Here is a 26016-nt window from a genome sequence, read left to right on the forward strand (position 1 = left end):
CGGTTGCGGCGTGTCGGTGGCCTGCCGCGGACGGTCCCCGGTCCGGAACCCCTCAGGACCGCAACCTACGGGCCCGGGACTCCAGATAGCGCCGCTCCGGCAGGCTGCGGGTGCGCCGCGCCGCCGTACGGTAGGCGGCCTCCGCCGCTTGCGGTTCGTCCACCGCCTCCAGCAGATGACCCCGGACGGCATGCAGCATGTGGTTCTCGGAGAGAGCCCCGCTCTCCTTCTCCAGCTGCGCCAGCAGCTCCAGTCCCGCGCGCGGACCTTGGACCTCGGCGAGGGCGACCGCCCGGTTGAGGGTGACCACCGGGTTGGGCGCGAGCCGCTCCAGCGTCTCGTACAGGGCCAGGATCTGCGGCCAGTCGGTCGCCTCCGCGGACGGGGCCTCGTCGTGGACCGCGGCGATCGCGGCCTGCACCTGGTAGGGGCCGAGCCGGGTGGTGGTCAGCGCCCAGGTGACCAGTTCCACGCCTTCGGCGATCAGCTCGGTGTCCCACCGGCTGCGGTCCTGCTCGGCGAGCGACACCAGGTTCCCCTGGTCGTCGGTACGGGTCGACCGGCGGGCGTCGGTGAGCAGCATCAGCGCCAGCAGCCCCTGCACCTCGCCGTCCTGCGGGGCGACGCTGCGCAGCTGCCGGGTGAGCCGGATCGCCTCGGCGGTCAGGTCGAGCCGCTGCAGACTGCTGCCGGAGGAGGTGCCGTAGCCCTCGTTGAAGACCAGGTAGAGCACGTGCAGCACGGCCTTGAGCCGTTCCGGGCGGTCCTCGGGCAGCGGCATGGCGAAGGTCGCGCCGGCGTCGCGGATCCGCTGCTTGGCGCGGCTGATCCGCTGGGCCATGGTCGCCTCGGGGACCAGGAAGGCGCGGGCGATCTCGGCGGTGGTGAGCCCGCCGACGGCGCGCAGGGTCAGGGCGATCTGCGAGGGCGCGGTGAGCACCGGGTGGCAGCAGAGGAAGAGCAGGGCGAGGGTGTCGTCGGTGTCGCCGTCGTCCCCCTCCCCCGGTGCCGGGGCCAGCATCTCGGCCGCGGGGGTGGCCGCGAACAGCCGCTGCTCGCGCTCGCGGCGGGCGCTCTCACTGCGGAACTGGTCGATCAGCCGGCGCGAGGCCACGGTGAGCAGCCAGCCCTGCGGGTTGTCCGGCACGCCCTCCTCGGGCCAGCGCAGCACACCGGCCAGCAGTGCCTCCGCCACCGCGTCCTCGCAGGCGTCGAACTGGCCGTAGCGGCGCACCAGCGCGCCGAGGACCCGCGGCGCCAGCCGCTGCAGCAGGTCCTCGACGCGCCGGTCGCCGGGCTGTGCGCCCGGTTGCTCCGTGCTCACAGCTGGGGGGCCGCCTCATTCATGACCGGCCACAGCTCCACGGCGTTCTCGGCGGCGTAGGGCATCTCGGCGGCGATCTCCAGCGCCCTGGCCTCGTCCACGCAGTCGAGGAGGTAGTAGCTGGCCAGGTACTCCTTGGTCTCCAGGTAGGGCCCGTCGGTGACGGCGGGCGCGCCGGCCCGCACCCGGACGGTCCTGGCCTGGACGGCGTCGGCGAGACCGTAGGCGCCGAGCAGTTCCCCGGTCCCGAAGAACTTCTTGTTGAAGGCGTCGACCACGGCGACGACCCGGGGCCACTCCTCGGCGGGGTAGGCGCTCCAGGTCTCCTGGTTGCCGTAGATCATCAGCATGAACTTCATGGGGACTCACTCCTCGCGGCGTCGGCGCCCCTTCCTGGGAGCCTCTCACAGCGTGGTCGGCGCTGCCGCCGACCGCTCGACATCAAGGACGGAGGAGTCCGGGAGATTTTTCCTCAGTCCGCCATCCGGTCGATCTGGCGGATCTTGTTGGTCGCGTCCAGCGCCGCGACCTTGTAGGACTCGGCCAGGGTCGGATAGTTGAAGACCGCGTCCACCAGGTAGTCCACGGTGCCGCCGCAGCCCATCACGGCCTGGCCGATGTGGATCAGCTCGGTCGCGCCGGTGCCGAAGCAGTGCACCCCGAGCAGCCGTCGGTCCTCCGGCGAGACCAGCAGCTTCAGCATGCCGTGGGCGTCGCCGATGATCTGGCCGCGGGCCAGCTCGCGGTAGCGGGCGACGCCGACCTCGAAGGGAACGCAGTCCTCGGTCAGCTGGTCCTCGGTGCGGCCGACATAACTGATCTCCGGGATGGTGTAGATCCCGATCGGCTGCAGCTCGGGCATGGGGTGCACCGGCTCGCCGCAGGCGTGGTACGCCGCGGTCCGGCCCTGCTCCATCGAGGTGGCGGCGAGCGCGGGGAAGCCGATGACGTCGCCGACGGCGTAGATGTGCGGGACCGCGGTGCGGAAGTGCTCGTCCACGGCGATCCGGCCGCGGGCGTCGGCCGACAGTCCGGCCTTCTGCAGGTCGAGGTCGTCGGTCAGCCCCTGCCGTCCGGCTGAGTACATCACCGCGTCGGCGGGTATCTTCTTGCCGCTCTCCAACACCGTCAACGTCCCGCGCGGATGCCGCTCCACCGCCGCGACCTTCTCGCCGAAGCGGAAGGTCACCGCCAGGTCCCGCAAGTGGTAGCGGAGCGCCTCCACCACCTCCTCGTCGCAGAACTCCAGCATCCTGGCGCGCTGCTCCACCACGGTGACCTTGCTGCCCAGTGCGGCGAACATGGAGGCGTACTCCAGGCCGATCACCCCGGCGCCCACGATCACCATGGAGCGCGGCACCCGCTCCAGGTTGATCACGTTGTCGGAGTCCATGATCGTCCGCTCGTCGAACTCCACCAGGTCCGGGCGGGCCGGCCGGGTACCGGTCGCGATGACGATGTGATGTGCCGTCAGCAGCCGCTCCTGCCCGGTCATATCGGTCACCGCGACGGTGTTGGCGTCGACGAAGCGCCCGGTTCCGGCCACCAGGGCGACCTGGTTGCGGGACAGCTGACTGCGGATCACATCGACCTCGCGGCCCACCACATGCTGGGTCCTGGCGGTCAGGTCGGCGACGGTGATCTCGTCCTTGAGCCGGTAGCTCTGCCCGTAGAGGTCGCGCTGGGTCAGCCCGGTGAGGTAGAGCACCGCCTCGCGCAGGGTCTTGGACGGGATGGTGCCGGTATGGATGGAGACCCCGCCGACCCGGTCGGGGCGTTCGACGACGGCGACCCTGCGGCCGAGCTTGGCGGCGGCGATGGCGGCCTTCTGGCCCCCGGGTCCGGAACCGATCACGAGCATGTCGAATTCGGGCACGGTGACGAGTCTGGCAGCCGACCACGCCCCAGCGGAAGGACGGACCGGGTTATGAGTCGTCGCCGTCCCCCTGCGGGTTCAGCACCGCCGAGTACGCCTTGTCCTCGGATCGCCGGCGCAGCCGCCAGCCGTCCGGGGTGCGCACCAGGCTGTCCACGTACCAGAGCCCGCAGACCAGCACCGACTCCGAGTCGGACACGGCCATCGGGTTGTGGCACATGGTCCGCGCCGTGGCCCGGTCGCCGTCCACGGTGACCGCGCAGTTGGCGACCAGGTGCTGGGTCGCCGAGAACAGCGGCATGGTGAGGTCCAGGAACGAGGTGATCTCGTCCACCGTCCCGCACGGCCCGCCGAAGGCGGTGTAGTCGATGACGGCGTCCTCGGTGAACAGCTCCTTGAACAGAGTCCACTCCCGGGTGTCCACCGCATGCGCGTAACGGACCATCAGGTCCTGGATCTCCAGGCGGTCGGAGATCTCCTGCAGCGTCATCATGGCCGCCAGTGTGAGCACACCACCCGAAGAAGAGAAGACCCGTACCCGCCCGCGACCCCGGAACGCCCCCCGGGCGTCACCTCAGTGCGCGGCTGCCGGTGATCAGGCGTTCGCGGTCGAAGACGGCGGCCACGGCGCGCCAGCCGAGGGAGTCGACGACCAGCAGCACGGCGGCCAGGGTGACGGCGAGGCGCAGCGTGGGGTGGATGACGTTGAAGGACATCAGCGAGGAGACGGCGAGCGGTGGCAGGCTGGCGAGGGTGCCGAGCTGCTGGGCCACCCGGACGTCGCTGACGCGGGCCGAGATGGCGATCACCACCCAGATCGACCATCCGGCCACCAGCGGCGTGAACAGCAGTTGGGCGAGCAGTTGCGGACCGCGCAGCGCGGCGGTGGCCACCGCCGGCTGGGCGAACAGTTCGGCGCAGCCCAGGAAGACGCCGAACATGGTGTAGGAGATGAACAGGGTCGGCAGCAGCGCCGCCAGGGCCTTGCCTACCAGGAACTCCTCGGCGCGGATCGGGGTGGTCAGCACCGGTTCCAGGGTGCCCTGGTCGCGTTCGCCGATCACCGAGTAGGCCGAGATCGCGGCCGGCACCATGGCCGGGACGATCAGCAGGTACAGCATGGCGAGTCCGATGCGCGTGTCCAGCGCGGACGTAGGCAGACCCGCGGGCATGGTGAGGAGCTCGACGGTCGGCAGCACCATGAAGACGAGCGGCACCACGGCCATCGTGCCCACGATGAAGCGGTTGCGCCGGAAGTCGCGCAACTCCTTGCGGAAGACGGCCCTGATCCGCCCGGCGCTCATGCCGCCGAACCCGGCGCCGGCTCCGCCCCTCCTCAGACTTCTGATCACGCTCATGCTCATGCCGCCGAGACCTCCGGGTCGGATTCGATCAGTCGGAGGTAGACGTCCTCCAGGGAATGCTGCGACTGGCTCAGCGACAGCACATCGGCGTCGGCCGCCACCAGCGCGCGGACCGCCGCCGGTGCGGCGCTGTCCGGGTCCGACACCGCCAGCACATAGGCGCCGGAACCGTCCAGCTGCCAGCTCTCGACGCCGTCCAGTGCGCCGAAGACCCGGTCCGGATCCGCCAGCGGAGCCCGGGTCCTGACCTCCAGTGACTTGCGGAACAGCCGCTCGCGCAGTTCGTCCGGGCGGCCGATGGTGCGCAGCGTGGTGTTCATGATGGCCACGCGGTCGCACAGCCGCTCGGCCTCGGCCAGCCGGTGCGTGGTCAGGAAGATGGTCACGCCGCGTCCGCGCAGGTCGGCGATCAGGTCGTGCACCTCGCGGGCGGCGACCGGGTCGAGACCCGAGGTCGGCTCGTCCAGGAACAGCACCGTCGGGTCGTTGAGCAGCGCCCGTGCCAGGCCGACGCGCTGCCGCAACCCCTTGGACAGGGCACGGCACGGATCGCCGGCCCGATCGCTCAGATTGACGGCCCGCAGGGCGCGTTCGATGCGGTCGCGGGCGCCGGGCAGCTCATGGAGTCCGGCGAAGAACTCCAGGTTCTCGGCCACGGTCAGCCTGAGGTAGAGCCCCGGCGACTCCGGCATGACCGAGATCCGCCGGCGGATGCCGACCCCGTTGGCGGGGGTCAGCGGGAGTCCGGCGACCACGGCCGAACCGGCCGTGGGGGCGATCAGCGTGCCCAGGGTGCGCACCGTGCTGGTCTTGCCCGCGCCGTTGGGGCCGAGGAAGCCGAAGACCTCCCCGGGCTCCACGGTGAAGGACGCCTCGGAGAAGGCGGTGCGACCGCCGAAATGCTTGGTCAGGCCCTCTACGACGAGAGCCGGTGTGCTGCTCATATTTAAAGTGATATCACTTTATTCGGAGGGGGGCAATGGCCGCTCGGACGGCGGCTCCTGGGACGGCTCCGCGGCCTCCACCGCCTCCACCGCCTCCGTCGCCTGCTTCGGCGGCCGCCCGCGCCGGGGCAGGCTGCCGACGTTGCCCGGCAGTCGCCCGGCCTGCCCCAGTGCCTGCCGCAACAGCACCTCGATCTGCGCGTTGGTGCTGCGCAGCTCGTCCCCCGCCCAGCGCGCCAGTGCGTCGTGGACGGCGGGATCCAGCCGCAGCAGGATCTTCTTGCGCTCGCTCACAGCCCCCGCTTACTGGTAGAGCGTCCCGGTGTTGACCACCGGTTGGGTGCCGTGCTCGCTGCACAGAACCACCAGGAGATTGCTGACCATCACGGCCTTGCGCTCCTCGTCGAGGTCCACCACGTCCTCCTCGGCGAGTTGGTCCAGCGCCATCCGCACCATACCGACCGCGCCCTCGACCAGCCGCCGACGGGCGTCCACCACGGCGTCGGCCTGCTGGCGGCGCAGCATCGCCTGGGCGATCTCCGGCGCGTAGGACAGCCGGGCGATCCGCGACTCGATGATGGTCAGTCCGGCCGGGGCGACCCGTTCGGCGATCTCCGCCGACAGCCGCGAGGTGATCTCCTCGGCGTTCTCCCGCAGCGACAGCCCGGTGCCGCCGCGGGAGTCGTACGGGTAGCTCCCGGCGATGTGCCGCACCGCGGTGTCCGTCTGAGTGCCGACGAAGGCCACCACGTTCTCCACCGAGTACACCGACTTGGCGGTGTCGGCCACCTGCCACACCACGACGGCGGCCATCTCGATGGGGTTGCCGTCCGCGTCGTTGACCTTCAGCGTCGCCGTCTCGTGGTTGCGGATCCGGGTCGACACCCGGGCCCGCTTGGCGAAGGGGTTGACCCAGCACAGGCCGTTGGTGCGGACGGTCCCCAGGTAGCGGCCGAACAGGGTGACCACCCGGGCCTGCCCCGGGGCGACCGCGGTGAGCCCGGCCAGCGCCGGCGCGCCGGCGAGGATCAGCAGGATCCCGGCGGCGTTGGCCCCCGAGCCCGATCCCGCCTTGAGGACGACGATGCCGGCGGCCACCAGCACCAGCCCGACCGGCAGGGCGATCCCGCCGGGCACCCGGCTCGCCGCCCGTTCACTCACTGCTACTGACACCGTCGTGTTCATCCCGGCTCTCCTCGCGTCGACATGCGCGAGCGCTGGAGACGCCCGTGCGTCACCAGCTTATAGTGATATCACTTTACGAGCGAGCCTCGCCGCGATAGGTGCCGAAGGACCAGCGGTTGCCTTCCGGGTCGCGCGCGGCGAAGTCCCGGGAGCCGTAGTCGGTGTCGTGCGGTTCCGCGGTGATCTCGGCGCCGGCCGCGCGGGCCCGGGCGCAGAGGGCGTCCGGGGCGTCGGTGACGACGTACGCGCCGAAACCGCCGGGACGCAGCGACCAGTTGTCGGCGTCGTCGTCCGGACGGGTGGAGCCGAGCATGATCCCGCCGCCGGGCGGCCAGGCCAGTTCGGCGTGGTGCACGATGTCGCCCTCGCCGTAGCGGCAGGTGACGTCGAAGCCGAAGGCGTCGACCAGGAAGGCGATCAGCGCCGGGGCGTCGGTCGCCCGCAGCGTGGGCCAGACCTGCGGCGGGGGCGTCCTGCCGTCATCGGACGTCGGGGCGCTGGGAGCCGTGCTCATGTCGGGACCTCCTCATTGAGTGCCGGTCCCAGTGTCGCCCCCGCCGCGGGCTCACCGCAGCACGCGGTCCAGGAAGGCGCTGCTGAACACCCCGGCCGGGTCGAGCGCCTTCAGGGTCGCCACGGCCGCGTCCCAGCCGTCGCCCGCGGCCTGGCCGGCCCGGTAGGAGTCGGGGATGGCCCCGGTGATCACCGCGTCGTCGGTCCACGCGCCGGCGGCGGTGTTCGCCCACTCCTTGGACCACTCGGCGTGCACCTGGCCGTAGCCGCCCATGTTGCCGCGGATGAACGCCTCCATCTCGCCGGTGAACTGGTGGTCGTAGGGGGTGACCGGGATGGTGGTCATGTCGAACCAGACCGCGGTGTCCCACTCGGGGTGGTCCGGACGGGGGCGCAGCGTGGAGAGCTGGGCCCCGAGCGCGCCGGCGACCTGGCAGTCCGCCGGGTCGTCCAGGCCGGTGACCCGGATCTCCAGCGGGCCGTTCATCGGGTACCGGCCCTGGGCCGCGTAGGCGGCGAGCTTGGCCGTGTACTCGGCGTAGAACTCGCTGACGGCGCGTTGGACGTTGGCCCCGCTGGTGACCACGTTCCAGCAGGTCGAGGTGATCCGCAGGGTGGTGGGCCGGACATAGAGCAGCACGTCGCTGGACCAGCCCCAGATGTCCCAGGTGCCGGTGGCGATCAGTCCGGCGCCGACCCCGGACATCTGCGCGGCGGTGAAGGTGGGGGTGGCCGCGGCGTCACCGGCGATGATCTCGGCCAGCAGGTCGGAGATGTTCTTGGCGACGATGTCGTTGAAGGTGAAGTTGTAGGGGCCGGTGACCGCTCGGCTGGTCCACGGCTGGCTCGGGGTGGGCGTGATCACCCGCAGCCAGGGCGAAGCGGTGTTGGGGAACCAGATGCAGACCACCCGCCCCGAGCCGTTGACATAACTGGCCAGCGACTGCGAGCCGGCGCTCGCGGACGGGGCGAAGAGGTTGGCGGCGCTGACGTTGAACCAGCTCTGGCAGCGCACCCGCTGGTCGGCGCCGACGCGCAGGGTGGCCTCGGTGATGAAGGCCCGGCCGACATGGGTGATCAGCGCCTGGATCTGCGGGTCGGTGCGCTGGAAGGTGCGCAGCACATAGGCGGACGAGGCCGTGTCCCAGACCACCGCGGTCAGGCTGACGACCAGGTTGCCGACCGAGCCGTAGGTGTGGCCGGGCAGCCTGGTCTCCCCCGTGGCCGGGACGCCGGTGCCGCGGCCGCCGGTGGCCAGCACGCCGCCGAGGGTGGCGGCGCCGAGCACCGGGAAGCCGGTGAGGCCGTAGCCGGCGGTCTTCAGGGTGCCCAGGAAGGTGTCCATGGTGACGCCGGGCTGCGCGGTGACACTGGCGGGGGTCGTACCGGAGGCGGGGTGGACGGTGACCGCGGTGAGGTGCTGGGTGCAGTCGACCAGCAGGGTGTCGGCCGCCGGGGTGGCCGGGTCCACCACGACCGGGGACCAGCTGTAGGCGCCGCCGAGCGGACGCAGCCGCCAGCCCTGGGCGTGGGCCCAGTTGGCGAGGGTGACCACGTCCTGGGGGGTGGCCGGGGCGCAGGTCCACAGCCCGTCGACGGTGACCTCCTCGGACCAGTTCTGGAAGGTCTGCTGGTAGAGCGTGATCCCGGCCGGGAAGGACGGCGGGGCCGCCAGAGTGCTGGCGGCGCTGGCGGCCGGGATGCGTCCGAGCGGGGTCCACTGCACCGCGGTGGCGGCCAGGGCGGCCGCCGCGGCCCCGCCGAGCAGGGTCCTGCGGCTCGGACCGGTGGCGTCGTGGCTGGTCAGGTCCATCGCTGCGGCCCTCCGGGCGTCAGTCGCGCACCGTTCCTGACGGTGCGTCAGCTGACAACGTGGAACCTTGACCATGAGAAGTCAAGGCATGCGCCGAAGCCCTCTGCTCCGCCGCTGGACTCAGGCCTGCTCCGCCGGGTCGCCCGGTTCGGCGCCGCCGGGCGTGGCGTCGCCGGGCGTGGCGTCGGCCAGGGTGACACGGATCGCCACGGTCCCCTCGTTGCCCCGGCGCAGCCGGCTGCCGAGCAGGGTCAACCGGCCCATCAGGCCGTACTTCCGCTTCAGCAGCTCGCGGTAGTGCCCGGCCAGCTCGCCGGGGCCGATCTCCGCCCTGGCCGGGACGTCCTCCCCGCTCCGGTTGCCGCGCACGTCGCACGGCGCCACCAGCACATCGGCCCGGTTGCGGATCCGCTTGACCTTGCCGGAGGTCGCGACCGTCCACACCCCCAGCGTGTCGCCGTCGCGCACCGTCCAGACCGGGGTCGGGACCGTCCTCCCGTCCTTGCGGTAGGTGGTGACCAGCAGGTACTTGCCGGATCCGAGTCGGTCGAGCGTGGCAGCGGCAGAGTCAGTCATGACGACACCTTAGAGCTTGCGCCCCGGGCCGCCGGAACCACTGTGCGCCGCGGGCGCGTGCCGCAGCCGGATCTGGCGGCAGCTCGCGGAGGACAGCCAGCAAATGCAAGGCAAGAGGCGATGGAATGGTCGCAGATCCGAGCCATAGTGGGTGAATCCTTGGTGGTTGCGGGTAAGACCGCCGCTGACGGGGCATCACGCCGGTGGAGGTGCAGTCGTGGACGTGTCGTCACGGGCAGGGGTACAGGCGCAGCCGCAGTCTTCGCAGTCGTCACAGCTGCGGCGCGCGGCCGTGGTGGAGCTGACCGGCGCGTTCGCCGGTCCGGCCGCCATCGGCGTCGCCGACCTGCTCCGCCGGCCGCTGCACCAGGCCGAGGTGACCTTCGCCTGCGCCACCAGCGGCATCCAGCGGCACCGCTTCATCGGCCCGCTGCTGCACGACGTGGTGCTGGCCGCGGCGCCCGGCTTCGAACGGCGGCGGCGCAAGGACCGGGCAGCCTTCCTGCTGTCGGTGACCGGTGCCGACGGCCACCACGCCGTACTGTCCTGGGGCGAGCTCGACCCCGACTTCGCCGACCAGCCGGTGCTGCTCGCCACCAGCGCGGACGGGCAGTCGCTGGACCTCTGCGGGCCGCAGCTGGTGGTGCCGCAGGACCGCTGCGGCGGACGCTATGTCAGCGGGGTGACCCGGATCCACCTCGCCGCGGTGACGGCCTTTCAGTCCGTCGGGCCCGTCGGGTCCGTCGCGTCCGTCGAGGGCCACTCCAGCGGCGTGCAGTAGGGCAGCCCGTCGATCGGGCAGTCCGTCAGGAAGTGCGCCAGCAGGTCGGTGAACTCCTCGATCCGCTCCATGTGCACCAGGTGGTCGGCGTCCTTGACGGTGGTGAACACCGCGCCGGGAACCACCGCGGCCACCCCGCGCCCCAGCCCGGGCGGGGTCAGCGAGTCGTGCTCGCCGGTGAAGACCAGGGTCGGCACCCGGGGCACCGGCTCGGGGCGGTACCACTCGTGCCGCATCAGCCTGCGGTTGTGGTCGGCCACCGCCATCTCGAACTGGCGCGGCGTCTGCTCCAGGAACTGGCGGTGGATCAGCCGCCCGATCGCGGCGTGCCTGCGGATGGTGCCGCTGCCGGCCGGGGCCATGAAGCGGGCCACCAGCTCCCGCGCCATGTCCTCGTAGCGGCCCTCGTCCAGCATGCCCAGCCAGCGGTTGGCCGCCTGCTCGTACTCGGGCGGGACGGTGGTGGTCATCCCGACCAGCACCATGCGCTCCACCAGCTCCGGGTAGTGCTGGGCGAAGCGCAGCGCGATGGAGCCGCCGAAGCAGCCGCCGAACAGGTTCACCTCGCCCAGCCCGAGGGTGTCCACCAGGTGCCGGGTGGCGGCGGCCAGGAAGTCGGTGCCGTAGCGGGGCGGCAACTGGTCGGCCTCGCCGTAGCCGGGAAGGTCGACGGTCACCACGTCGCACAGCGGCAGCAGTGCGGCCTGGTGCCGGATCCAGGAGAAGCGGTCCTGGGAGGAGCCGCCCAGCAGCAGCAGCGGTGCGGTGACGCTGTCGCCCTGGCGGACGACCCTGGCCACGTAGCGGAAGCCGTCGAAGGTCAGGGTGTGCTCGGACACCACCACCGCGGGCGCTTCCAGCTCGACCTGCGGCGGCAGGGCGGTGTCGATGGACATGTCGGGAGCTCCCGGTGGTTCGCGGACGTCGAATCCGAAGATCTATCAGCGCGCGGCGGGTCGTCCCCGGCAATGTCACTCAAACGTGGTCGCGCCCCGGGAGTCGGTTCGCGAGCCCGTTCCCCTGCCGGTCCCTCCTCCCGGACCGTTCACACGCGGGATGGCAGGATGGCGGGATGTCGGAAGACCAGTTGACCCCGCGCCGGATCGCAGACCAGTACGTCGAGAGGGTGGCCGCCCTGGACCCGGGGGTGTCGGCCTGGCTCGGCCTGAACCCCGGGGACGACCGCCAGGCCGACCTCTCCCCCGACGGCTTCGAGGCCGAGGCCGAACTCGCCAGGGAGACGCTGGCGGCGCTCTCCGCCGTCGCGCCTCCTGTCGTCGATGTGGTGGCGGACCCCGCCGAACAGGCCTGCTCCCGACTGCTGCGCGAACGGCTCACCGCGCAGCTGCAGTTGCACGACGCCGGCGACCATCTGCGCAGCCTGCGCAACATCAACTCGCCGCTGCACGGGGTCCGGAACATCTTCACCGTGAGTCCGACCGACACCGCTGAGGACTGGGCCGTGATCGCCGGACGGCTGCGCCACGTGCCCGGGGCGCTGGCCGGCTACCGGTCCAGCCTCGCCGAGGGAATCGCCCGCGGACTGCTCGCCGCACCCCGGCAGGTCGAGGTGGTGATGGGGCAGCTCGCCGCCTGGAGCGGCCAGGACACCGGCGGCGCCGGCTGGTTCGAGGGTTTCGTCGCCCCTGGCCCGGAGCGGCTCCGTCCCGAACTGGACGCTGCGGCGCGGCAGGCCGCGGCCGCTGCCGCGGAGCTGCGCGCATGGCTGGGCGACACCTACGCCCCCGCCGCCGAGGGCACCTCGGACGCCGTCGGACGCGAGCGCTACCTGCGCTCGGCCCGCTGGTCCACCGGCGCCGACCTGGACCTGGACGAGGCCTACTCCTGGGCCTGGAGCGAGTTCCACGCCACCGTCGACGCGATGCGCGCCGAGGCTGAGCACATCATCCCCGGCGCGTCCGTGCTGGAGGCCATGGCCCACCTCAACGAGCACGGCCCGGCGATCAAGGGCCAGGAGGAGGTCCGGGCCTGGCTGCAGCAGCTCATGGACGACGCCGTCGAGGCCCTGGACGGCGCGCACTTCGACATCACCGGGCCGCTGCGCCGGGTCGAGTCCTGCCTGGCCCCCGCCGGGAGCTCGGCCGCGCCGTACTACTCGGGCCCCAGCCTGGACTTCAGCCGACCCGGCCGCACCTATCTGCCGACGCTGGGCCGGGAGTCCTTCCCCACCTGGCAGATCGTCAGCACCTGGTACCACGAGGGCGTCCCCGGCCACCATCTGCAAATCGCTTCCTGGACCGCGGCCGCCGACCGGCTCAGCCGCTACCAGGTCACCCTCGGCAAGGTCAGCGCCAACGTCGAGGGCTGGGCCCTCTACGCCGAGCGGCTGATGAACGACCTCGGCTTCCTCACCGACCCCGGCCTGCGGCTCGGCTACCTGGACAAGCAGATGCTCCGCATCATCCGGGTGATCATCGACATCGGCATGCACCTGCAGCTCACCGTCCCGGCCGACTCCGGCTTCCACCCGGGCGAACGCTGGACGCCGGAACTGGGCACCGCCTTCATGGCCGCCTACCACGGCAGCCCGGCCGCCCGCCGGGAGAGCGAGATCATCCGCTACCTCGGCGTCCCCGGCCAGGCCATCGGCTACAAGCTCGGCGAACGCGCCTGGCTCCAAGGCCGCGAAGCCGCCCGCGCCCGGGCCGGCGCCGCCTTCGACCTCAAGACCTGGCACATGAAGGCCCTGGCCCAGGGCTCCTTCGGCCTCGACGACCTCTCCGCCAACCTCGCGTCGCTCTGACGCTGGGGTCCGACAGGCCTTCGGAGGGGGTGGGATCCGGAGGCCCGGACGGTCATCGCCCGGGGCCTACCGATCAGTCGGCTGAACCGGGTTGATTCGCTGTCAGGCGCCGGCTGCTGCGGCGACGTGGACGGCGTCCAGGCGGGTGAGGTCGTCCGCGGGGAGCTTCAGGGCGCCGGCGGCGATGTTGGCTTCCAGGTGGGCGGGGTTGCCGGTGCCCGGGATGGCCAGGACGTGCGGGCCCTGGTGGAGCGACCAGGCCAGGCGGAGTTCCGCGGCCGAGATGCCGTGGGCCTCGGCGATGGCGCGGACCTCGGAGTCCTGGGCGGCCTGGGCGGCGGTCGTGCCCTTCTCGCCGGCCGTGCCTGCGATGGCGTAGAAGGGCACGAAGGCGATGCCCTGCTCCCCGCAGGAGTGCAGCAGGGCGTCCGCCTCGGGGGTCGCCAGGCCGAGGCCGTACCGGTTCTGCACGCAGACGACCGGGGCGATGGCCTGGGCCTCGGCGAGGTGTTCGGCGCCGACGTTGGACAGCCCGAGGTGGCGGATCAGACCGGCGTCGCGCAGCTCGGCGAGTGCGCCGAAGTGCTCGGCGATCGAACCGGCCCGCTGGCGACGGTAGTTGACCACATCGAGGTGGTCGCGGCCGAGCTGGCGCAGGTTCTCCTCCACCTGGCCGCGCAGCTGGGCCGGCGTGGCCGCGTCCGTCCAGGCGCCGTGCGGGTCGCGGCCGGGGCCGACCTTGGTGGTGATCACCAGGTCGTCCGGGTAGGGCGCCAGCGCGCTGTTGACCAGCTCATTGGCGGAACGCAGCCGGGAGAAGTAGAAGGACGCCGTGTCGAGGTGGTTCACCCCGAGCTCGACGGCCCGGCGCAGCACGGCCATGGCCCGCCTGCGGTCGCTGGGCACGGCGTCGGGGTCGAGGGCGGCGCCGTCCTGGGTGAGGCGCATCGTGCCGAAGCCGACCCGGTTGACCGTCAGGTCCCCGAGCTTCCAGGTGCCGGAGGCCGTCGCAGTGATCGTCTCTGAGTTCATCCCCGGAGTCTCTCAGAGCCGGGCACCCACTCGAAGCAGAGCGGGCGCTCCGCCGGCAACCGGCCCGGTTGTCGAGGCGAACGCCGCCCGCAAGCGCCCCCTGCGCCAGTACCGGACCTGGCTGGAGAGCAGGGGAAGCGAGGCCTGACCGCCGGCCCGGGAGGCAATTCCGGTGAGCGGCTCGGATCGGCGGGCTAGTCTCGGGCCCGTGGAGCATCTCGTCGCCGAGCCCGGCCTCACCGTCCTGATGTGCGGGATCGCGGGTTCGGGCAAGAGCACCTACGCCCGGGCGCTGGAGCGCCGGGGCTTCGTCCGGCTGTCCATCGACGAGACGGTGTGGCGGCGCCTGGGCCACGACCCGGCGGAACTCGCCCCGGCGGAGTACGAGCAGCTCAAGGCAGACGTCGAGGCCGAACTGCGGCAGGAGTTGGTGCGCCTGTTGGACGCCCGGAAACCCGTCGTCATCGACTACAGCTTCTGGAGCCGGGCGACGCGCGACCGCTACAAGGAGCTGATCGAGAGCCGCGGCTGCCGCTGGGAGCTGGTCCACCTCAAGGCGGACCCGGACACCCTGCGGCGGCGCCTCGCACTGCGCAACGAACAGTCGGGCGCCAACAGCGTCACCGTCTCCACGGAGCTGCTGGAGCAGTACCTCGCCGGCTTCGAGGAACCCAGCGGAGAGGGCGAGCACGTCGTCGTGCAGAGCTGATTCCTGCACGCCTTCGCGGCCAGCCGTGGAGCGCCGACCGGCCTCTCGCGCATTCCCCCGAGGCGGACCGCTTCGAACGGATGGCCGAGCGGTGTTCCGGAGTGGTGTGCCGGACGTTGCTCGGGCAGGGTGAAGGGGGACGGATGGCTCGTATCGGTAGGAGGAGCGGCCATGGGCATGACGTACCTGCACGCAGTGGCCTCGCTGGACGGCTACATCGCCGATGAGCACGACGGCGTGGGGCCGCTCCACGACTGGTATTCCAACGGCGACCACGCCCTGGTCGACGAGGACCACTCCGAGAGTCACGGCGGTACGTCGTTCCGCGTTTCGGCGGCATCGGCCGAGTACGTGCGGGGCATGTGGACGCGCCAGAAAGTCCTCGTCATCGGCCGGCGCCTGTTCGATCTGACCAACGGCTGGGAGGGTCATCCGCCCGCGAGCGACCATGTCGTGGTCGTGTCGCACCGACCCCGGCCGGCGGGCTGGCACCCGGACGCGCCGTACCGCTTCGCCGCTTCGGTGGAGGAGGGAATCGCGCTGGCACAGGAGCTGGCCGGTGACGGGGAGATCGGCGTGTGCGCGGGCGAGGTCGGCGGGCAGGCACTGTCGCTGGGGCTCATCGACCAGGTGGCGATCGACATCGTCCCGGTCGTCTTCGGCCGTGGCAAGCCGTACTTCGGCTCGCTCGCCGGCGGCCACCTGACGCTGGAGGACCCCGAGGTGGTCATCCAGGGCGATGGGGTGCTCCATCTGCGCTATCCGGTACGGCAAAAGGGGTAGTTGCCCGGCAGGGGAGGTAAACGCCTTGCAGCTGAGAGTCCACGCCGTGCAGGGTCTGGACCATGCTTGAACTGCGAATTTTGGCATCGGACGACTGGCCCCTGTGGCGGGAGCTGCGCCTGGCTGCGCTTGCCGAGGCGCCTTCGGCGTTCGGATCGACGTTGGCCGAGTGGACAGGTGCCGGTGACCGGGAGGAGCGCTGGCGTGGCCGCCTGGAGATTCCTGGTGCGCGCGATGTCGTGGTGGTCCTCGACGGGCATCCCGTGGGGATGGCCAGCGGAGTTCCGGCCGAGGAAGGTGCGGGTGTTGAGCTGATCTCCATCTGGGTCAGCCCGGCGGCGCGGGGCCAGGGGGTGGGAGATCTCTTGATCAGGGCGGTGGAGGGGTGGGCTGTGGAGCGGCAAGCCAAGACGTTGCGCCTGTCGGTGATGCCGGACAACCGACAGGCGATCGCGCTCTACGAACGCCATGGTTTCGCTGACTGTGACGAGTCGGGTGATCTGCTCCCTGACGGCGTGCGCAGGGAGCGGGTCATGACGAAGAGTCTGCAGAGCCCTTGAACCCGTATGCACTGGGAAGGGTGAGATCCGCTGGACTCAGTGCGGGCTGGTGAAGACCGGGTTGGTGCGGCGGGCCCAGTCGATGGTGTCGCGTGCCGTCTCTTCGAACGGACGGGGACGGTAGCCGGCCTCCAGAGCTCGGTTGCAGTCGAGTTGGAAGACGCTGTCCTCGCTTCCGTCGTGCGGCTGGACGATGCCTGCGCCGTGCTCGTCGATGTTCTCCTGCTGAGTCCAGCGGACCTCCGCGCCTCTGTCACTGGTCCTGCCGCAGGTCTCCAGCATGTCGGCGAAGGTGATCGGGGCGGACATGACGTTGAAGATCCCGGGGAGCGGCTCCGTCCCGGTGCGGACCATGAATGCGACCAGGTCGCGGACGTCCGTCAGTTGCAGCGGCTGCTCCGGGCGGGCCGCGCACGGGACCGGGCCGTCTCCGGCCATCGCCACCGCCCAACTGGCGAACGCACCGAATGGATCGCCAGGGCCGGTCACCAACCCGGAGCGGATGGAGGTGGCCCTGCCGGGGACGGCAGCCTCGACGGCTTGTTCGCAGGCCGCCTTCAGCGGGCCGTAGGTGTCGGCCGTGAAGCCCTGCGACTCCGGGCTGCCGGGGAGCGGGACCAGCGCGCGGACCGGGGTGCTCTCGTCAAGGCCGATCTGGTCGGTCCTCGGATAGACGGCGATGGACGACATGAAGGTGTAATGGCCGATGCGCGGTGCGAGCAGGCGGGCCGCGCTGTTCACCTGGGCCGGCAGAAAACCGCTGAAGTCGAAGACGGCGTCCCAACTCCTTTCGGCGAGGGCGGCCAGTCCTCCATCATCCGCCCACCGGTCACCGACGAGTCGGGCGACACCCGGGAAGAGGTCCGCGCCGGTCACGCCGCGGTTGAACAGCGTCACCTCGTGCCCCTCGGCGAGGGCGTGCTCGACGAGATGGCGACCGATGAACTTGGTGCCGCCGAGGACGAGCAGGCGCACGGATGCCTCCGGAAATTCGCGAGCGGGCTGGGGAGTCCTGGCGGATGATGCCGCAGTGATCGAAGATGCGGAAACGAATTTCCCGGAGTGGCTCACGGATCCGCAGGGGCCACTGGGTCCGGGGGCAGTGGTCCTCGGCGGTCGGCAACTGCGGTGCTGGGGGCTGTCGGAGGTGTGGCGGCTCCGACTCGGAGAGGGCAGGGCGCGCTCGGTGATCGTCAAGCGCGGCACTGGTGAGATGGCCCAGGAAGCCATGCGCTACCGGGAATTGGTCGTCCCACTGCAGCTTCCCGCACCGCAGCTGATCGCGGCACAGGGTGGCGACGGATCGGAGCCGGTCGTGCTGGTCCTGGAGGACGTCGGCGAGGAGACCTTGGAACAACGGCCCACCGCCGCGGGCTACCGCGAGGCCGTCCGCACGCTGGCGCGGATGCGGGCGACCGCCGCCGAGCGCCTTGCCGGGAACCCCGCACTCGGTGCGGCCCTGCGGCGCACCTCCGCCGACTTCGCGGACACCGCGCACCACGCCGCGGTGGGGCTGGCCACCGTCCGCCCGGACCTGGCCGGTTCGCTGGACGGCGTGGCGTCAACTCTGAACGCCTGCCTCGGCCCGCTGTCCGGCCTCCCCGCCACCATCGTCCACGGCGACTTCCACGCCAAGAACCTGGTGCGGGGCGTCAGCGGCCGTGTCTCTCCCGTGGACTGGCCCGGCGCCTACATCCACCCCCACCTCGGCGACCTCTACACCCTCCTGCGCGAGGCCCGCAGACTCGGCCTGACCGACCAGGCGGACGCAGCCGCCCTCACCGCCCTCTTCGCCCGGGAGTCGGGCACCGACCCGGCCGCCGTGCAGGAACAGATGTCCATCGGCGGCCTCTGCTGGACCCTGCTCGCCCTGCGCTGGGTCGTCGAGGAAGGCATCCACGCCGTCCCGGAATCCGCCGAATGGCTCGACGAACTCGTCACCGAAGCCCAGGCCCAATCACTCGCCGCCGCCGGCTGCCGGAGGTCGGGCGTCCGGGCTGGGGGGTCGGGTGGCGCCGGCTGAGGCGGCCACTACGCACAGGACGGCGATCCACTGGGTCCAGCGCAGGGACTCCTGGAGGACGACGAGGCCGATGAGGGCCGCCATCGCCGGTTCGAGGCTCATGAGGATGCCGAAGACGCGCGGGGGGATCCTGCGCAGGGCTTCCAGGTCCAGCGAGTACGGGATCACCGACGACAGCAGGGCCACACCGAACCCGGCCACCAGGACCCACGGTCGGATCAGCGCCGTCCCGCTGTCGGCCACACCGAAGGGGACGGCCACCAGTGCGCCGACGGCCATGCCCAGGGCCAGGCCGTTGCCTTCCGTGGTGTGGCGGCCGAGGGCCGCGCCGATCAGGATGTACAGGCCCCAGCAGGTTCCCGCGGCGAGGGCGAACAGGAAGCCGACCAGGTTGAGGTCGCCGCGCCCCTGCATCAGCAGGAGCACGCCGCCTGCGGCGAGCACGGCCCAGAGGGCGTCCAGCCATCGCCTCGATCCGAACAGGGCCACCGCCAGCGGGCCGAGGAACTCGGCAGTGACCGCGATGCCCAGCGGGAGTCGGGCCAGCGCCTGGTAGAAGCACAGGTTCATCGTGCCGAGGACCACGCCGTAGCCGAGCACCACGGCCCATGCGCGGCGGTTCATCCGCAGTGGCGGCCGCCACAGCGCCAGCAGCACCACCGCCGCGAAGAACAGCCGCAGTGCGACCGTCCCGAAGCTGCCCACCGCACTGAAGAGGTGCTTGGCCACTGCCGAGCCCAGTTGCACGCTGACGATGCCGAGGAGGACCAGCATTGTTGGCGGGATGGCGCCGAGGAGACGTCCGGACGGGGAGCGTTCGGCGGTGTCGACGTCGATGGTGGCCATCCGCGGAGTATCGACGATCGGGGGCCGCACGTCGCGTGGTTTTTGTCGCCGCCCGGCATCCATCCGGACGGCGAAGTTGCGTGATTTCTTCCATCAGCGGGGGCCATGGCGAAGAATGGCTCCATGCTCGACGCTATCGACCGGGGTGTCATCCACGCCCTGCACCTCGACGGCCGCGCCCCCTACACCAGGATCGCCGCCGCACTCGGCGTGTCCACGCAGACCGTGGCCCGACGCTATCGGAGACTGCGCGGCACCGTCGCGCTGCGCGTGGTCGGCCTGCCCGACCCGCACCGGGCCGGGCAGGCCCAGTGGCTGGTCCGGCTGACCGCGGCCCCGCACCAGGCCCAGGACGTGGCCCGGGCACTGGCCCGGCGCACCGACACCTCCTGGGTGAAGCTCGCCTCGGGCGGCACCGAGATCGTCACCATCATCCACACCCCCACCGGGGCCACCGCCAGCAGCCATTCACTGCTGCTCGGGGACATCCCGCGCACCGCGAGCGTCACCTCGGTCTCCGCCCACTACGTGCTTCACACCTACTTCGGCGGGCCCACCGCCTGGCGCGGACGCGCTGACGCGCTGAGCGAGGAACAGCAGGCACTGCTGCGTCCGGCGCAGGCGGCGCCCGAGGGCGACACCGCCATCACCGAGGCCGACGCACCGCTGCTGGCCACGCTCCGGCAGGACGGCCGGGCCACCCACGCCGAACTGGCCGCCGCCACCGGCTGGACCCCGGCGACGGTCACCCGCCGGCTGGCCGAGCTCCGGGCCGGCGGCGCGCTGCTCTTCGATGTCGAGCTCGACGTCGCAGCCTTCGGCATGGGCACCCAGGCCCTGCTCTGGATGGCCGTCGCCCCGGCGCAGTTGGAGCGGATCGCGACCACCCTGGCCGGGCACGAGGAGCTCGCCTTCGTCGGTGCGACCACAGGACGGACCAACCTGGCCGCCCAGGCCCTCTGCCCCGACCCGGCCTCACTGCACCGCTACCTCACCCACCGCCTGGGCGCCCTGGACGCCATCCACACCCTGGAGACGGCGCCGGTGCTGCGCACCGTCAAGGCGGCCGGCCCGGTCATGGCATACCCGGTCACGGCGTACCCGGTCAGCGCGGGACGGCCCGAGTGACCCCAGGAGCCTGGCGCTGCACCGCACTCGGCTGGACCCCCGAACAGCCCGCACTCACCTGGACATCCCCGGCCGGAGCCGAACGGACCGATGACGGACGACGGCGGAGGCCCAGGAGGCGCAGCCGGGACTGTTCTGAGCGCCGCCAGCCTGAGCGGCGTCAGGGCAGTCTGACCGCCTTCACTACCAGGAACGGCGGCAGCCCCTCCCGGAGGGGCTGTTCGGCGCGGACCGGTTCGGTGGGGGCGGGTTCGGCGATGGCCTCCAGGGCGAATCCCTGCTCGAGGAGAGCGGTCAGGTAGGTGGAGAGGGTGCGGTGCTGGTTGCCCGCGCGGCGGGCGCCTTCGGGGTTGTCGGAGCGCCAGAAGCCTTCGGCCAGGTAGTCGCCGACCGTGCGGCGTCGGCCCCGGGTGTCCGGCGGGTCGTCGTCGACCGTCTCGGGGGCCCAACTCGCGCCGGGGGCCTCGAAGCAGGGGTGCGGGACGGTGAACGCCAGCCGACCGCCCGGGAGCAGCACCCGGTGCACCGCCGTGAGCGCCGCCCCGAGGTCGGGGACGTTGTTGAGCGAGAGCCCGGCGGTGACCCAGTCCGCGGTGCCGTCGCCGATGGGGGCCAGGGTGCAGCCGTCGCCGATCGTGTAGACGGCGCCGGTGGGGTGCTCGGCCTCGGCTATCCAGGCGTGCGCGATCATGCGCGGTGCGGGGTCCACACCGCGGACGCCGGCGCCGCGCAGCGCGAGCGCGCGGGACACGAGCCCCTCGCCGCAACCCAGGTCCACGATCCGGCTTCCGGTCAGATTCTCCGGCAGCTGCTGCAACAGGATGTCGCGCGCGAACTCATGCATCGCGGAGCCCCTCCGCAGGCGCTCCGCGTACCAGTCGGCGATGGTGTCCCAGGTGTCAGTCATCGAGTCCTGGAGCGTACGCGACAAGAGTGAGCGGAGGCCAGGGAATCCGAAGGCTCGGCCACCGACATCAGCGCGGCGGCGTGGTGTCGCCCGTTCGGATGGTCGCCAACGGCTCTGCGGCGAGCCTGAATACGCCTGATGAGGTCTCCACAACAGAATCTTGAAGTTGCGCCGTCATGCGCATTGCCTTCTCGATCCGGCATTCCTACTCTCCAGTAAGCCTACCGATCGGTAGCCGGATCCTCCTCCCCCACTCCGGAGGCCCTCCATGCCCATGCCCGCGTTCAGAGACCCCAGCCGCCCCAGAAACCCCAGCCGCCCCAGGCACCTCGCGGCATCGCTCCTAACCCTCGCCACCGCGGCGGCCTCCGCGCTCGGACTTGCCGCGCCGCAGGCGCAGGCCGCGAGCTATCCCGTCCCCTACAGCTTCGCCGCCGGGATCGCCGCCGAGCTGGCGGCCCCGGGCAGCGCGCCGCCCGGCGCCGACAACTGGTCCTGCAAGCCGACTTCGGCTCACCCCCGGCCGGTCGTGCTGGTCCACGGCACCTTCGGCAACATGACCGACAGCTGGCAGGCGCTCTCACCCCTGCTCGCCGACCAGGGCTACTGCGTCTTCGCCCTCAACTACGGCGGCTCGGCCGGCAGCCTGTTCCAGGGCTTCGGTGACATCCCCACCAGCGCCGCCCAGTTGTCCGCCTTCGTGGACCAGGTGCTCGCGGCCACCGGCGCCGCGCAGGTCGACATCGTCGGCCACTCCCAGGGCGGCATGATGCCGCGCTACTACCTGAAGAACCTGGGCGGGGCTGCCAAGGTGCACACCCTGGTCGGGCTGGCGCCCTCCAACCACGGCACCGACCTGGACGGGCTGACCGGGCTGCTGGCCGCCTTCCCGGGCGGCTCGTCGTTCGTCGGCTCGCTGTGCGCGGCCTGCGGGCAGCAGGTCGTCGGCTCCTCCTTCCTCACCGCCCTGAACGCGGGCGGCGACACCGTGCCCGGCGTCCGGTACACCGTCATCGAGACCAAGGACGACGAGGTGGTCACCCCCTACACCTCGGCCTTCCTCAGCGGCGGCAGCAGCGGGCAGGTCACCGACATCACGCTGCAGAACCAGTGCGCCCTGGACTTCGCGGACCACCTCGCCGTGATCTACGACCCGGTGGCCCTGCACGACGTGAGCAACGCGCTCGACCCGGCACACGCGACGGCGCCGGTCTGCGTGCCGGTGCTCCCGGTGCTCGGCGGCTGAGCCCGTCCGGGTACGGGTACGGTTCCGAGCCTGGGATCTGGCCAGGGCTCGGGCTCGGGATCGGGATCGATCCGGTAAACCGCAGCCGGATGCGCAGTCTGTCGGTGGACTACGGCAGACTGCGCGCATGCGTGATCTCGGAAAGGGCCTCGGACACCTGTTCAAGGGCCAGCGATGGGTACTGCGGCACGGCCGTTGGTGGGGGTTCGGGCTGCTGCCCGGGCTGGTGGCGCTGGTCCTCTACATCGGCGCGCTGATCGCGCTGGCGACCTACGCGGGCGATATCGCCACCTGGGCCACCCCGTTCGCCGACCACTGGTCCGCCGACTGGCGTTCGACGGTCCGCGCGCTGCTGGCCGTACTGCTGGTCTGCGGCAGCCTGCTGCTCGCCGTGGTCACCTTCACCGCGGTCACCCTGCTCATCGGCCAGCCGCTCTACGAGTCGCTGTCCGAGCGGGTGGAGGAGATCGAGGGCGGCGCCCCGGACGCGCCCCGCCAGTCGGTGGGGCAGCAACTCGTGTTCGCCGCCCGTGAGGGCGCGGCCTCGGTGGCGCTGACGGCCGGCCTCGGTCTGCTGCTTTTGGTGCTGGGCTTCGTCCCCGCGATCGGTCAGACGGTGGTCCCGGCCGCCGCGTTCTGCGTCTCCGGCTTCTTCCTGACCGAGCAGCTGGCCGCAGTCGCCCTGCAGCGCCGCGGGCTGACCTTCCGGCAGCGGATACGCAGGCTGCGGAGCCGGCTCACGCTGACCCTGGGCTTCGGCGTCCCGCTGGTACTGCTGTTCCTCATCCCCTTCGTCGCCGTCTTCGCCATGCCCGGCGCGGTGGCCGGAGCGACCCTGCTGGCCAGGGAGTTGGAGCCGACCGCCCCACCGGCGCCGGATGCCACGACCGCCGTCCGACCCGACGCGGCGCCCGAGCCCCCGCCCAACTGAGACCGGCAATCCCTTGCGCCCCACCCGGCCCGAGGGAAAGACTGGGCACGAATTGCGGAGTACTGCAAAGCACAAGGTACGAGGAGATGTGCGTGGTCGCGACGGCAGTCCGACCGGTCCGAAACGCACGGATCCGAAGGCTCCCGGCAGGGCTGCGGCGCTCCGCGCACCACGGGTTGGTGCTCACCGCCGTCGCGGTGACGGTCCTGCTCGCGGCTGCGGTGCTGGCAGCGTTGGCCGCACTGGCCGGCAACGCCGTCGACCAGGGGGCCGGAGTACGGCTGGCCGCCGACCCCCGGGCCCAGGTCCAGGTCAGCGCGGGCTTCCAGGCCGACGGACTGGCCGCAGCCGACGCCGCCGTCCGCAAGGCCACCGCGCAGGTCTACGGCGCTGTTCCCGAGCAGACCTATCTGGGGCTGCTGGGCGTCGGACCACTGGTCGTCGACAACGGCGCCAGCAGCAACGGCAAGGGTGCGGTGCTGCATCCGGTCGCCGTTCAGGGGGCGGCCCGTTTCGGCCGCCTGGTCGCCGGCTCCTGGCCCACCGGAGTCGCCGACACCCCGTCAACTGCCTTCACTCATCTGCCCGTTGTCTCGGCCGGAGCCTCCGCCCCGGACGCCTCCTCGACCGTGGGCGCGGCACTGCCGCAGCAGCTGGCCCAACTGCTCGGCGTCCGCCCCGGAGCGAGGCTCACCCTCGGCGACGCCTTCGGACGCCCGGTCACCCTGCTGGTCACCGGCGTCTACACACCCCAGGACAACGCCGGGTTCTGGCCGGGCATGGCCGGGGACCCGACCGCCGCCCAGGGCGCCGCGAACTCCCTCTTCGTCGTCTCCCCCGCCGCGCTCAACGGCACCGCCGCACTGAACGGCCAGATCACCGCCTACTGGAGTGCGCAGGGCGACTTCGCCAGGGCCGCTTCGGACCAGTTGGCCGGGCTGCGGGACCGGACCTCCGCCTTCGCCGGGAGCCACGCCGACCTCTCCGTGTTCCACGGGGCGCAGCCGCCGCTCGCCGGTATGACGGTGGTGTCCTCGCTCCCCCAGGCCGTCGACGCGCTGGCCGCGCCCGTCTCGGTGGCCCGCTCGGCGCTCTACCAGCCGACCGCACTTCTCGCCGTACTCGCGCTCACGGCACTGGTTCTGACGTCATGTCAACTAGCCGAGCACCGGCGTGGCGAGCTGGAGCTACAGCAGGCGCGCGGTGCCGGGACGGGGCGGCTGCTGGCGGCGGCCTGCGCCGAATGGGCGCTGACCGGCGTCCCGGCCGCTGTCGCCGCGCCGTTCCTGGCACAGCTGCTGGTGCACGGCGCACTGGGCTCCGCCGGATGGACGGCCGCCCTGCTGACGCTGGCCGTACAGGGGGCCGCGGTCGTCCTGCCGGTGCTGTACCCGGCGGTGACGCCGCTGCTGGGACGGATCCGGGCCCTCGGCGGACGGTCCACCGGCGCCTCCGCGCGAATACCCGCGCGACGCCGCAGCGGCCGGGGCCGGGCCGGATCGGTGGCAGTGCAGCGGGCCGGAGTGGATCTGGCGCTGCTGGCCGTCGCGGTGCTGGGCTGGCTGGAGTTGGCACACCACCACGCCGTGGCGCAGGGCACCGCGGTCGGAACGGGGCCGGCCGCGGTGCCGGCCGTCGACCCGGTGCTGGTGCTGGCCCCGGTGGTGGCCTGTGTGGCCGCCTCGCTGCTGCTGTTCCGATTGATGCCGCTGACCTCCCGGCTGCTGGACCGCTACGGACGTCGCCGCACCGGCCTGGTGCTGCCGCTGGCCGGCTGGCAGCTCAGCCGGCGCTCGGCCCGCAACGCCGGCCCCGTTCTGCTGATGTGCCTGGCCGCCGCGGTGGGGGCGCTCGCCGGCACCGCGCTGGCCTGCCTGGACGGGCTGGCCCTGGACCAGGCCGGGTTCACCGTGGGCGCCGACGTCCGGGTCGACACCTCGGCCGGCGGCGGCTACTCCCCCTCGGTCCTGGCAGGTGCCTACCGCACGCTGCCGGGGGTCACCGCGGTCACTCCGGTGACGCTCACCCCGGTCACGGCGACGGGCGGGACCACCCTCCAGATCGTGGGCACCGACACACACGCCGGAGCCGGCACCGCGGACAGCACCGCTGACGGCGTCGTGCTGCCCGGCCGTCCGACCGAACTGCTCCTGGACGAGACGCTGACCAGCAACGGTGCCAAGGCCGCCCCCACCCTGGAGCTCACCCTCCAGGACGCGGCCGGCCTCACCGACTCCGTCAGCGCGGCGCTGCCGGACGCCGACGGCGGCCGACACACCGTCACCGTGCCGCTCGCGGTGAACGGCAGCGGCGGCCGCCCGCGCGACTACCCGCTGACGCTGACCTCGATCACCGTGGTGCCGCAGTCCGGCCAGGACGCGGCCCGGCTACGGCTGGTGCTGCACCGGATCGGCTCCGGTTCCGGTGACGCCGCCGGTTCCACGGCTGCCGCCTGGGCCGGCGCCCTCCCCCGGGGCCTCGGCTGGGCCGACCGCACCGTGTTCGCCGCCGGTGCCAGGACCACCGCGTGCAGCGCCACCGCCGCCGACTCGGCCGACGCCTACGAGCCGGGACCGCCCGGGGTCTGCTCGCTCGGCTCGGACCCGGACGGACTGTTCTCCACCACCATCAGCACCGGCGTCCCCGTCCTCGGCACCCAACCCGGCGCGCGCCTCCGCATCGCCGTCACCGCCGCCGTCCCCTCCGCCCCC

General features: G+C 72.0%; 26 protein-coding genes. 10 read left to right on the top strand and 16 right to left on the bottom strand.

Going from position 1 to position 26016, the window contains the following annotated elements:
- Positions 1-52 precede the first annotated feature (52 nt).
- From TR46_RS13425 to TR46_RS13475, 11 genes are all read right to left on the bottom strand, one after another.
- A complete protein-coding gene (locus TR46_RS13425) occupies positions 53-1324 on the bottom strand; it encodes an RNA polymerase sigma factor (protein WP_042399210.1) in 1272 nt (423 codons plus the stop codon).
- The gene (locus TR46_RS13430; protein ID WP_042399213.1) at positions 1321-1683 is read right to left on the bottom strand and encodes a YciI family protein; all 363 of its coding nucleotides are present in this window, start codon (positions 1681-1683) and stop codon (positions 1321-1323) included. The genes TR46_RS13425 and TR46_RS13430 overlap by 4 nt, the downstream gene beginning before the upstream one ends.
- 113 nt (positions 1684-1796) lie before the next feature.
- Positions 1797-3200, bottom strand: a complete 1404-nt coding sequence (gene sthA, locus TR46_RS13435; protein ID WP_042399216.1) for a Si-specific NAD(P)(+) transhydrogenase — start codon at positions 3198-3200, stop codon at positions 1797-1799.
- 49 nt (positions 3201-3249) lie between these two features.
- The gene (locus TR46_RS13440; RefSeq protein WP_042399471.1) at positions 3250-3693 is read right to left on the bottom strand and encodes a nuclear transport factor 2 family protein; all 444 of its coding nucleotides are present in this window, start codon (positions 3691-3693) and stop codon (positions 3250-3252) included.
- A gap of 76 nt (positions 3694-3769) precedes the next feature.
- Entirely contained in the window at positions 3770-4564 is a 795-nt protein-coding gene (locus TR46_RS13445) for an ABC transporter permease subunit (RefSeq protein WP_084718423.1), read from the bottom strand.
- Positions 4561-5508 carry an ABC transporter ATP-binding protein gene (locus TR46_RS13450; protein WP_052432762.1) on the bottom strand — a complete coding sequence of 316 codons (948 nt, stop codon included), beginning with the start codon at positions 5506-5508 and terminating at the stop codon, positions 4561-4563. The genes TR46_RS13445 and TR46_RS13450 overlap by 4 nt, the downstream gene beginning before the upstream one ends.
- Positions 5509-5526: 18 nt before the next feature.
- The gene (locus tag TR46_RS13455) at positions 5527-5802 is read right to left on the bottom strand and encodes a type II toxin-antitoxin system antitoxin (protein ID WP_042399222.1); all 276 of its coding nucleotides are present in this window, start codon (positions 5800-5802) and stop codon (positions 5527-5529) included.
- 9 nt (positions 5803-5811) lie between these two features.
- On the bottom strand, positions 5812-6693 hold the full coding sequence (locus TR46_RS13460; RefSeq protein WP_042399226.1) for an SPFH domain-containing protein: 882 nt from the start codon (positions 6691-6693) through the stop codon (positions 5812-5814).
- A gap of 73 nt (positions 6694-6766) precedes the next feature.
- The gene (locus tag TR46_RS13465; protein WP_042399230.1) at positions 6767-7207 is read right to left on the bottom strand and encodes a VOC family protein; all 441 of its coding nucleotides are present in this window, start codon (positions 7205-7207) and stop codon (positions 6767-6769) included.
- 51 nt (positions 7208-7258) lie between these two features.
- A complete protein-coding gene (locus TR46_RS13470; protein ID WP_052432763.1) occupies positions 7259-9019 on the bottom strand; it encodes a cholesterol oxidase substrate-binding domain-containing protein in 1761 nt (586 codons plus the stop codon).
- A gap of 120 nt (positions 9020-9139) precedes the next feature.
- Complete coding sequence (locus TR46_RS13475) at positions 9140-9595, bottom strand: PPOX class F420-dependent oxidoreductase (protein WP_042399232.1); 456 nt, start codon at positions 9593-9595, stop codon at positions 9140-9142.
- Positions 9596-9812: 217 nt separating this feature from the next.
- On the opposite strand from TR46_RS13475, the gene TR46_RS13480 reads away from it, so the two are divergent.
- Positions 9813-10376, top strand: a complete 564-nt coding sequence (locus TR46_RS13480; protein WP_439654359.1) for a molybdopterin-binding protein — start codon at positions 9813-9815, stop codon at positions 10374-10376.
- Here the strand turns inward: TR46_RS13480 and TR46_RS13485 are convergent.
- The gene (locus TR46_RS13485; protein WP_084718425.1) at positions 10313-11272 is read right to left on the bottom strand and encodes an alpha/beta fold hydrolase; all 960 of its coding nucleotides are present in this window, start codon (positions 11270-11272) and stop codon (positions 10313-10315) included. The two genes, TR46_RS13480 and TR46_RS13485, sit on opposite strands and share 64 nt — an antisense overlap.
- A gap of 176 nt (positions 11273-11448) precedes the next feature.
- On the opposite strand from TR46_RS13485, the gene TR46_RS13490 reads away from it, so the two are divergent.
- Positions 11449-13140 carry a DUF885 domain-containing protein gene (locus TR46_RS13490; protein WP_042399235.1) on the top strand — a complete coding sequence of 564 codons (1692 nt, stop codon included), beginning with the start codon at positions 11449-11451 and terminating at the stop codon, positions 13138-13140.
- Positions 13141-13242: 102 nt separating this feature from the next.
- On the opposite strand, the gene TR46_RS13495 is transcribed toward TR46_RS13490, so the two are convergent.
- The gene (locus tag TR46_RS13495; protein ID WP_042399238.1) at positions 13243-14172 is read right to left on the bottom strand and encodes an aldo/keto reductase; all 930 of its coding nucleotides are present in this window, start codon (positions 14170-14172) and stop codon (positions 13243-13245) included.
- A 208-nt stretch (positions 14173-14380) separates the two neighbouring features.
- Here TR46_RS13495 and TR46_RS13500 point away from each other — a divergent pair, with 208 nt between their 5' ends.
- The 3 genes from TR46_RS13500 (at position 14381) to TR46_RS13510 (ending at position 16224) form a co-directional block, all read left to right on the top strand.
- The gene (locus TR46_RS13500; RefSeq protein ID WP_042399241.1) at positions 14381-14881 is read left to right on the top strand and encodes a P-loop nucleotide/nucleoside kinase family protein; all 501 of its coding nucleotides are present in this window, start codon (positions 14381-14383) and stop codon (positions 14879-14881) included.
- Between the two features lie 171 nt (positions 14882-15052).
- Positions 15053-15664 carry a dihydrofolate reductase family protein gene (locus TR46_RS13505; RefSeq protein ID WP_042399243.1) on the top strand — a complete coding sequence of 204 codons (612 nt, stop codon included), beginning with the start codon at positions 15053-15055 and terminating at the stop codon, positions 15662-15664.
- A 62-nt stretch (positions 15665-15726) separates the two neighbouring features.
- Positions 15727-16224, top strand: coding sequence for a GNAT family N-acetyltransferase (locus TR46_RS13510; RefSeq protein ID WP_042399246.1), 498 nt, complete (start codon positions 15727-15729; stop codon positions 16222-16224).
- A gap of 36 nt (positions 16225-16260) precedes the next feature.
- Here TR46_RS13510 and TR46_RS13515 read toward each other — a convergent pair whose 3' ends face one another.
- Positions 16261-17199 (bottom strand): NAD-dependent epimerase/dehydratase family protein, encoded by a 939-nt coding sequence (locus TR46_RS13515; protein WP_042399249.1) that lies wholly within the window; start codon positions 17197-17199, stop codon positions 16261-16263.
- On the opposite strand from TR46_RS13515, the gene TR46_RS42260 reads away from it, so the two are divergent.
- A complete protein-coding gene (locus TR46_RS42260) occupies positions 17165-18247 on the top strand; it encodes a phosphotransferase (RefSeq protein WP_369405987.1) in 1083 nt (360 codons plus the stop codon). The two genes, TR46_RS13515 and TR46_RS42260, sit on opposite strands and share 35 nt — an antisense overlap.
- On the opposite strand, the gene TR46_RS13525 is transcribed toward TR46_RS42260, so the two are convergent.
- Entirely contained in the window at positions 18182-19093 is a 912-nt protein-coding gene (locus tag TR46_RS13525) for an EamA family transporter (RefSeq protein ID WP_042399252.1), read from the bottom strand. The two genes, TR46_RS42260 and TR46_RS13525, sit on opposite strands and share 66 nt — an antisense overlap.
- 123 nt (positions 19094-19216) lie before the next feature.
- On the opposite strand from TR46_RS13525, the gene TR46_RS13530 reads away from it, so the two are divergent.
- The gene (locus TR46_RS13530; RefSeq protein ID WP_084718431.1) at positions 19217-20221 is read left to right on the top strand and encodes an Lrp/AsnC family transcriptional regulator; all 1005 of its coding nucleotides are present in this window, start codon (positions 19217-19219) and stop codon (positions 20219-20221) included.
- Positions 20222-20381: 160 nt separating this feature from the next.
- Here TR46_RS13530 and TR46_RS13535 read toward each other — a convergent pair whose 3' ends face one another.
- Positions 20382-21128 (bottom strand): class I SAM-dependent methyltransferase, encoded by a 747-nt coding sequence (locus TR46_RS13535; RefSeq protein WP_042399258.1) that lies wholly within the window; start codon positions 21126-21128, stop codon positions 20382-20384.
- 274 nt (positions 21129-21402) lie between these two features.
- On the opposite strand from TR46_RS13535, the gene TR46_RS13540 reads away from it, so the two are divergent.
- The 3 genes from TR46_RS13540 to TR46_RS13550 form a co-directional block, all read left to right on the top strand.
- Positions 21403-22374, top strand: a complete 972-nt coding sequence (locus TR46_RS13540) for an esterase/lipase family protein (RefSeq protein ID WP_042399260.1) — start codon at positions 21403-21405, stop codon at positions 22372-22374.
- A 127-nt stretch (positions 22375-22501) separates the two neighbouring features.
- On the top strand, positions 22502-23305 hold the full coding sequence (locus tag TR46_RS13545) for an EI24 domain-containing protein (protein WP_042399263.1): 804 nt from the start codon (positions 22502-22504) through the stop codon (positions 23303-23305).
- A 179-nt stretch (positions 23306-23484) separates the two neighbouring features.
- A partial coding sequence (locus tag TR46_RS13550) for an ABC transporter permease (protein ID WP_161790125.1) occupies positions 23485-26016 on the top strand: 2532 nt, incomplete at its 3' end.

Source organism: Streptacidiphilus carbonis (assembly GCF_000787775.1).
In the GTDB taxonomy this organism is placed as follows: Bacteria; Actinomycetota; Actinomycetes; order Streptomycetales; family Streptomycetaceae; genus Streptacidiphilus; species Streptacidiphilus carbonis.

Bases quoted from the DNA above. Each gene is read 5' to 3' on its own strand.
- TR46_RS13495 (WP_042399238.1), bottom strand. From the start codon at position 14,172: ATGAACTCAGAGACGATCACTGCGACGGCCTCCGGCACCTGGAAGCTC.
- TR46_RS13540 (WP_042399260.1), top strand. From the start codon at position 21,403: ATGCCCGCGTTCAGAGACCCCAGCCGCCCCAGAAACCCCAGCCGCCCC.
- TR46_RS13535 (WP_042399258.1), bottom strand. From the start codon at position 21,128: ATGACTGACACCTGGGACACCATCGCCGACTGGTACGCGGAGCGCCTG.
- TR46_RS13470 (WP_052432763.1), bottom strand. From the start codon at position 9,019: ATGGACCTGACCAGCCACGACGCCACCGGTCCGAGCCGCAGGACCCTG.
- TR46_RS13445 (WP_084718423.1), bottom strand. From the start codon at position 4,564: ATGAGCATGAGCGTGATCAGAAGTCTGAGGAGGGGCGGAGCCGGCGCC.
- TR46_RS13465 (WP_042399230.1), bottom strand. From the start codon at position 7,207: ATGAGCACGGCTCCCAGCGCCCCGACGTCCGATGACGGCAGGACGCCC.
- TR46_RS13475 (WP_042399232.1), bottom strand. From the start codon at position 9,595: ATGACTGACTCTGCCGCTGCCACGCTCGACCGACTCGGATCCGGCAAG.
- TR46_RS13525 (WP_042399252.1), bottom strand. From the start codon at position 19,093: ATGGCCACCATCGACGTCGACACCGCCGAACGCTCCCCGTCCGGACGT.
- TR46_RS13530 (WP_084718431.1), top strand. From the start codon at position 19,217: ATGCTCGACGCTATCGACCGGGGTGTCATCCACGCCCTGCACCTCGAC.
- TR46_RS13505 (WP_042399243.1), top strand. From the start codon at position 15,053: ATGGGCATGACGTACCTGCACGCAGTGGCCTCGCTGGACGGCTACATC.
- TR46_RS13485 (WP_084718425.1), bottom strand. From the start codon at position 11,272: ATGTCCATCGACACCGCCCTGCCGCCGCAGGTCGAGCTGGAAGCGCCC.
- TR46_RS13490 (WP_042399235.1), top strand. From the start codon at position 11,449: ATGTCGGAAGACCAGTTGACCCCGCGCCGGATCGCAGACCAGTACGTC.
- TR46_RS42260 (WP_369405987.1), top strand. From the start codon at position 17,165: ATGAACTTGGTGCCGCCGAGGACGAGCAGGCGCACGGATGCCTCCGGA.
- TR46_RS13440 (WP_042399471.1), bottom strand. From the start codon at position 3,693: ATGATGACGCTGCAGGAGATCTCCGACCGCCTGGAGATCCAGGACCTG.
- TR46_RS13430 (WP_042399213.1), bottom strand. From the start codon at position 1,683: ATGAAGTTCATGCTGATGATCTACGGCAACCAGGAGACCTGGAGCGCC.
- TR46_RS13460 (WP_042399226.1), bottom strand. From the start codon at position 6,693: ATGAACACGACGGTGTCAGTAGCAGTGAGTGAACGGGCGGCGAGCCGG.
- TR46_RS13545 (WP_042399263.1), top strand. From the start codon at position 22,502: ATGCGTGATCTCGGAAAGGGCCTCGGACACCTGTTCAAGGGCCAGCGA.
- TR46_RS13450 (WP_052432762.1), bottom strand. From the start codon at position 5,508: ATGAGCAGCACACCGGCTCTCGTCGTAGAGGGCCTGACCAAGCATTTC.
- TR46_RS13510 (WP_042399246.1), top strand. From the start codon at position 15,727: ATGCTTGAACTGCGAATTTTGGCATCGGACGACTGGCCCCTGTGGCGG.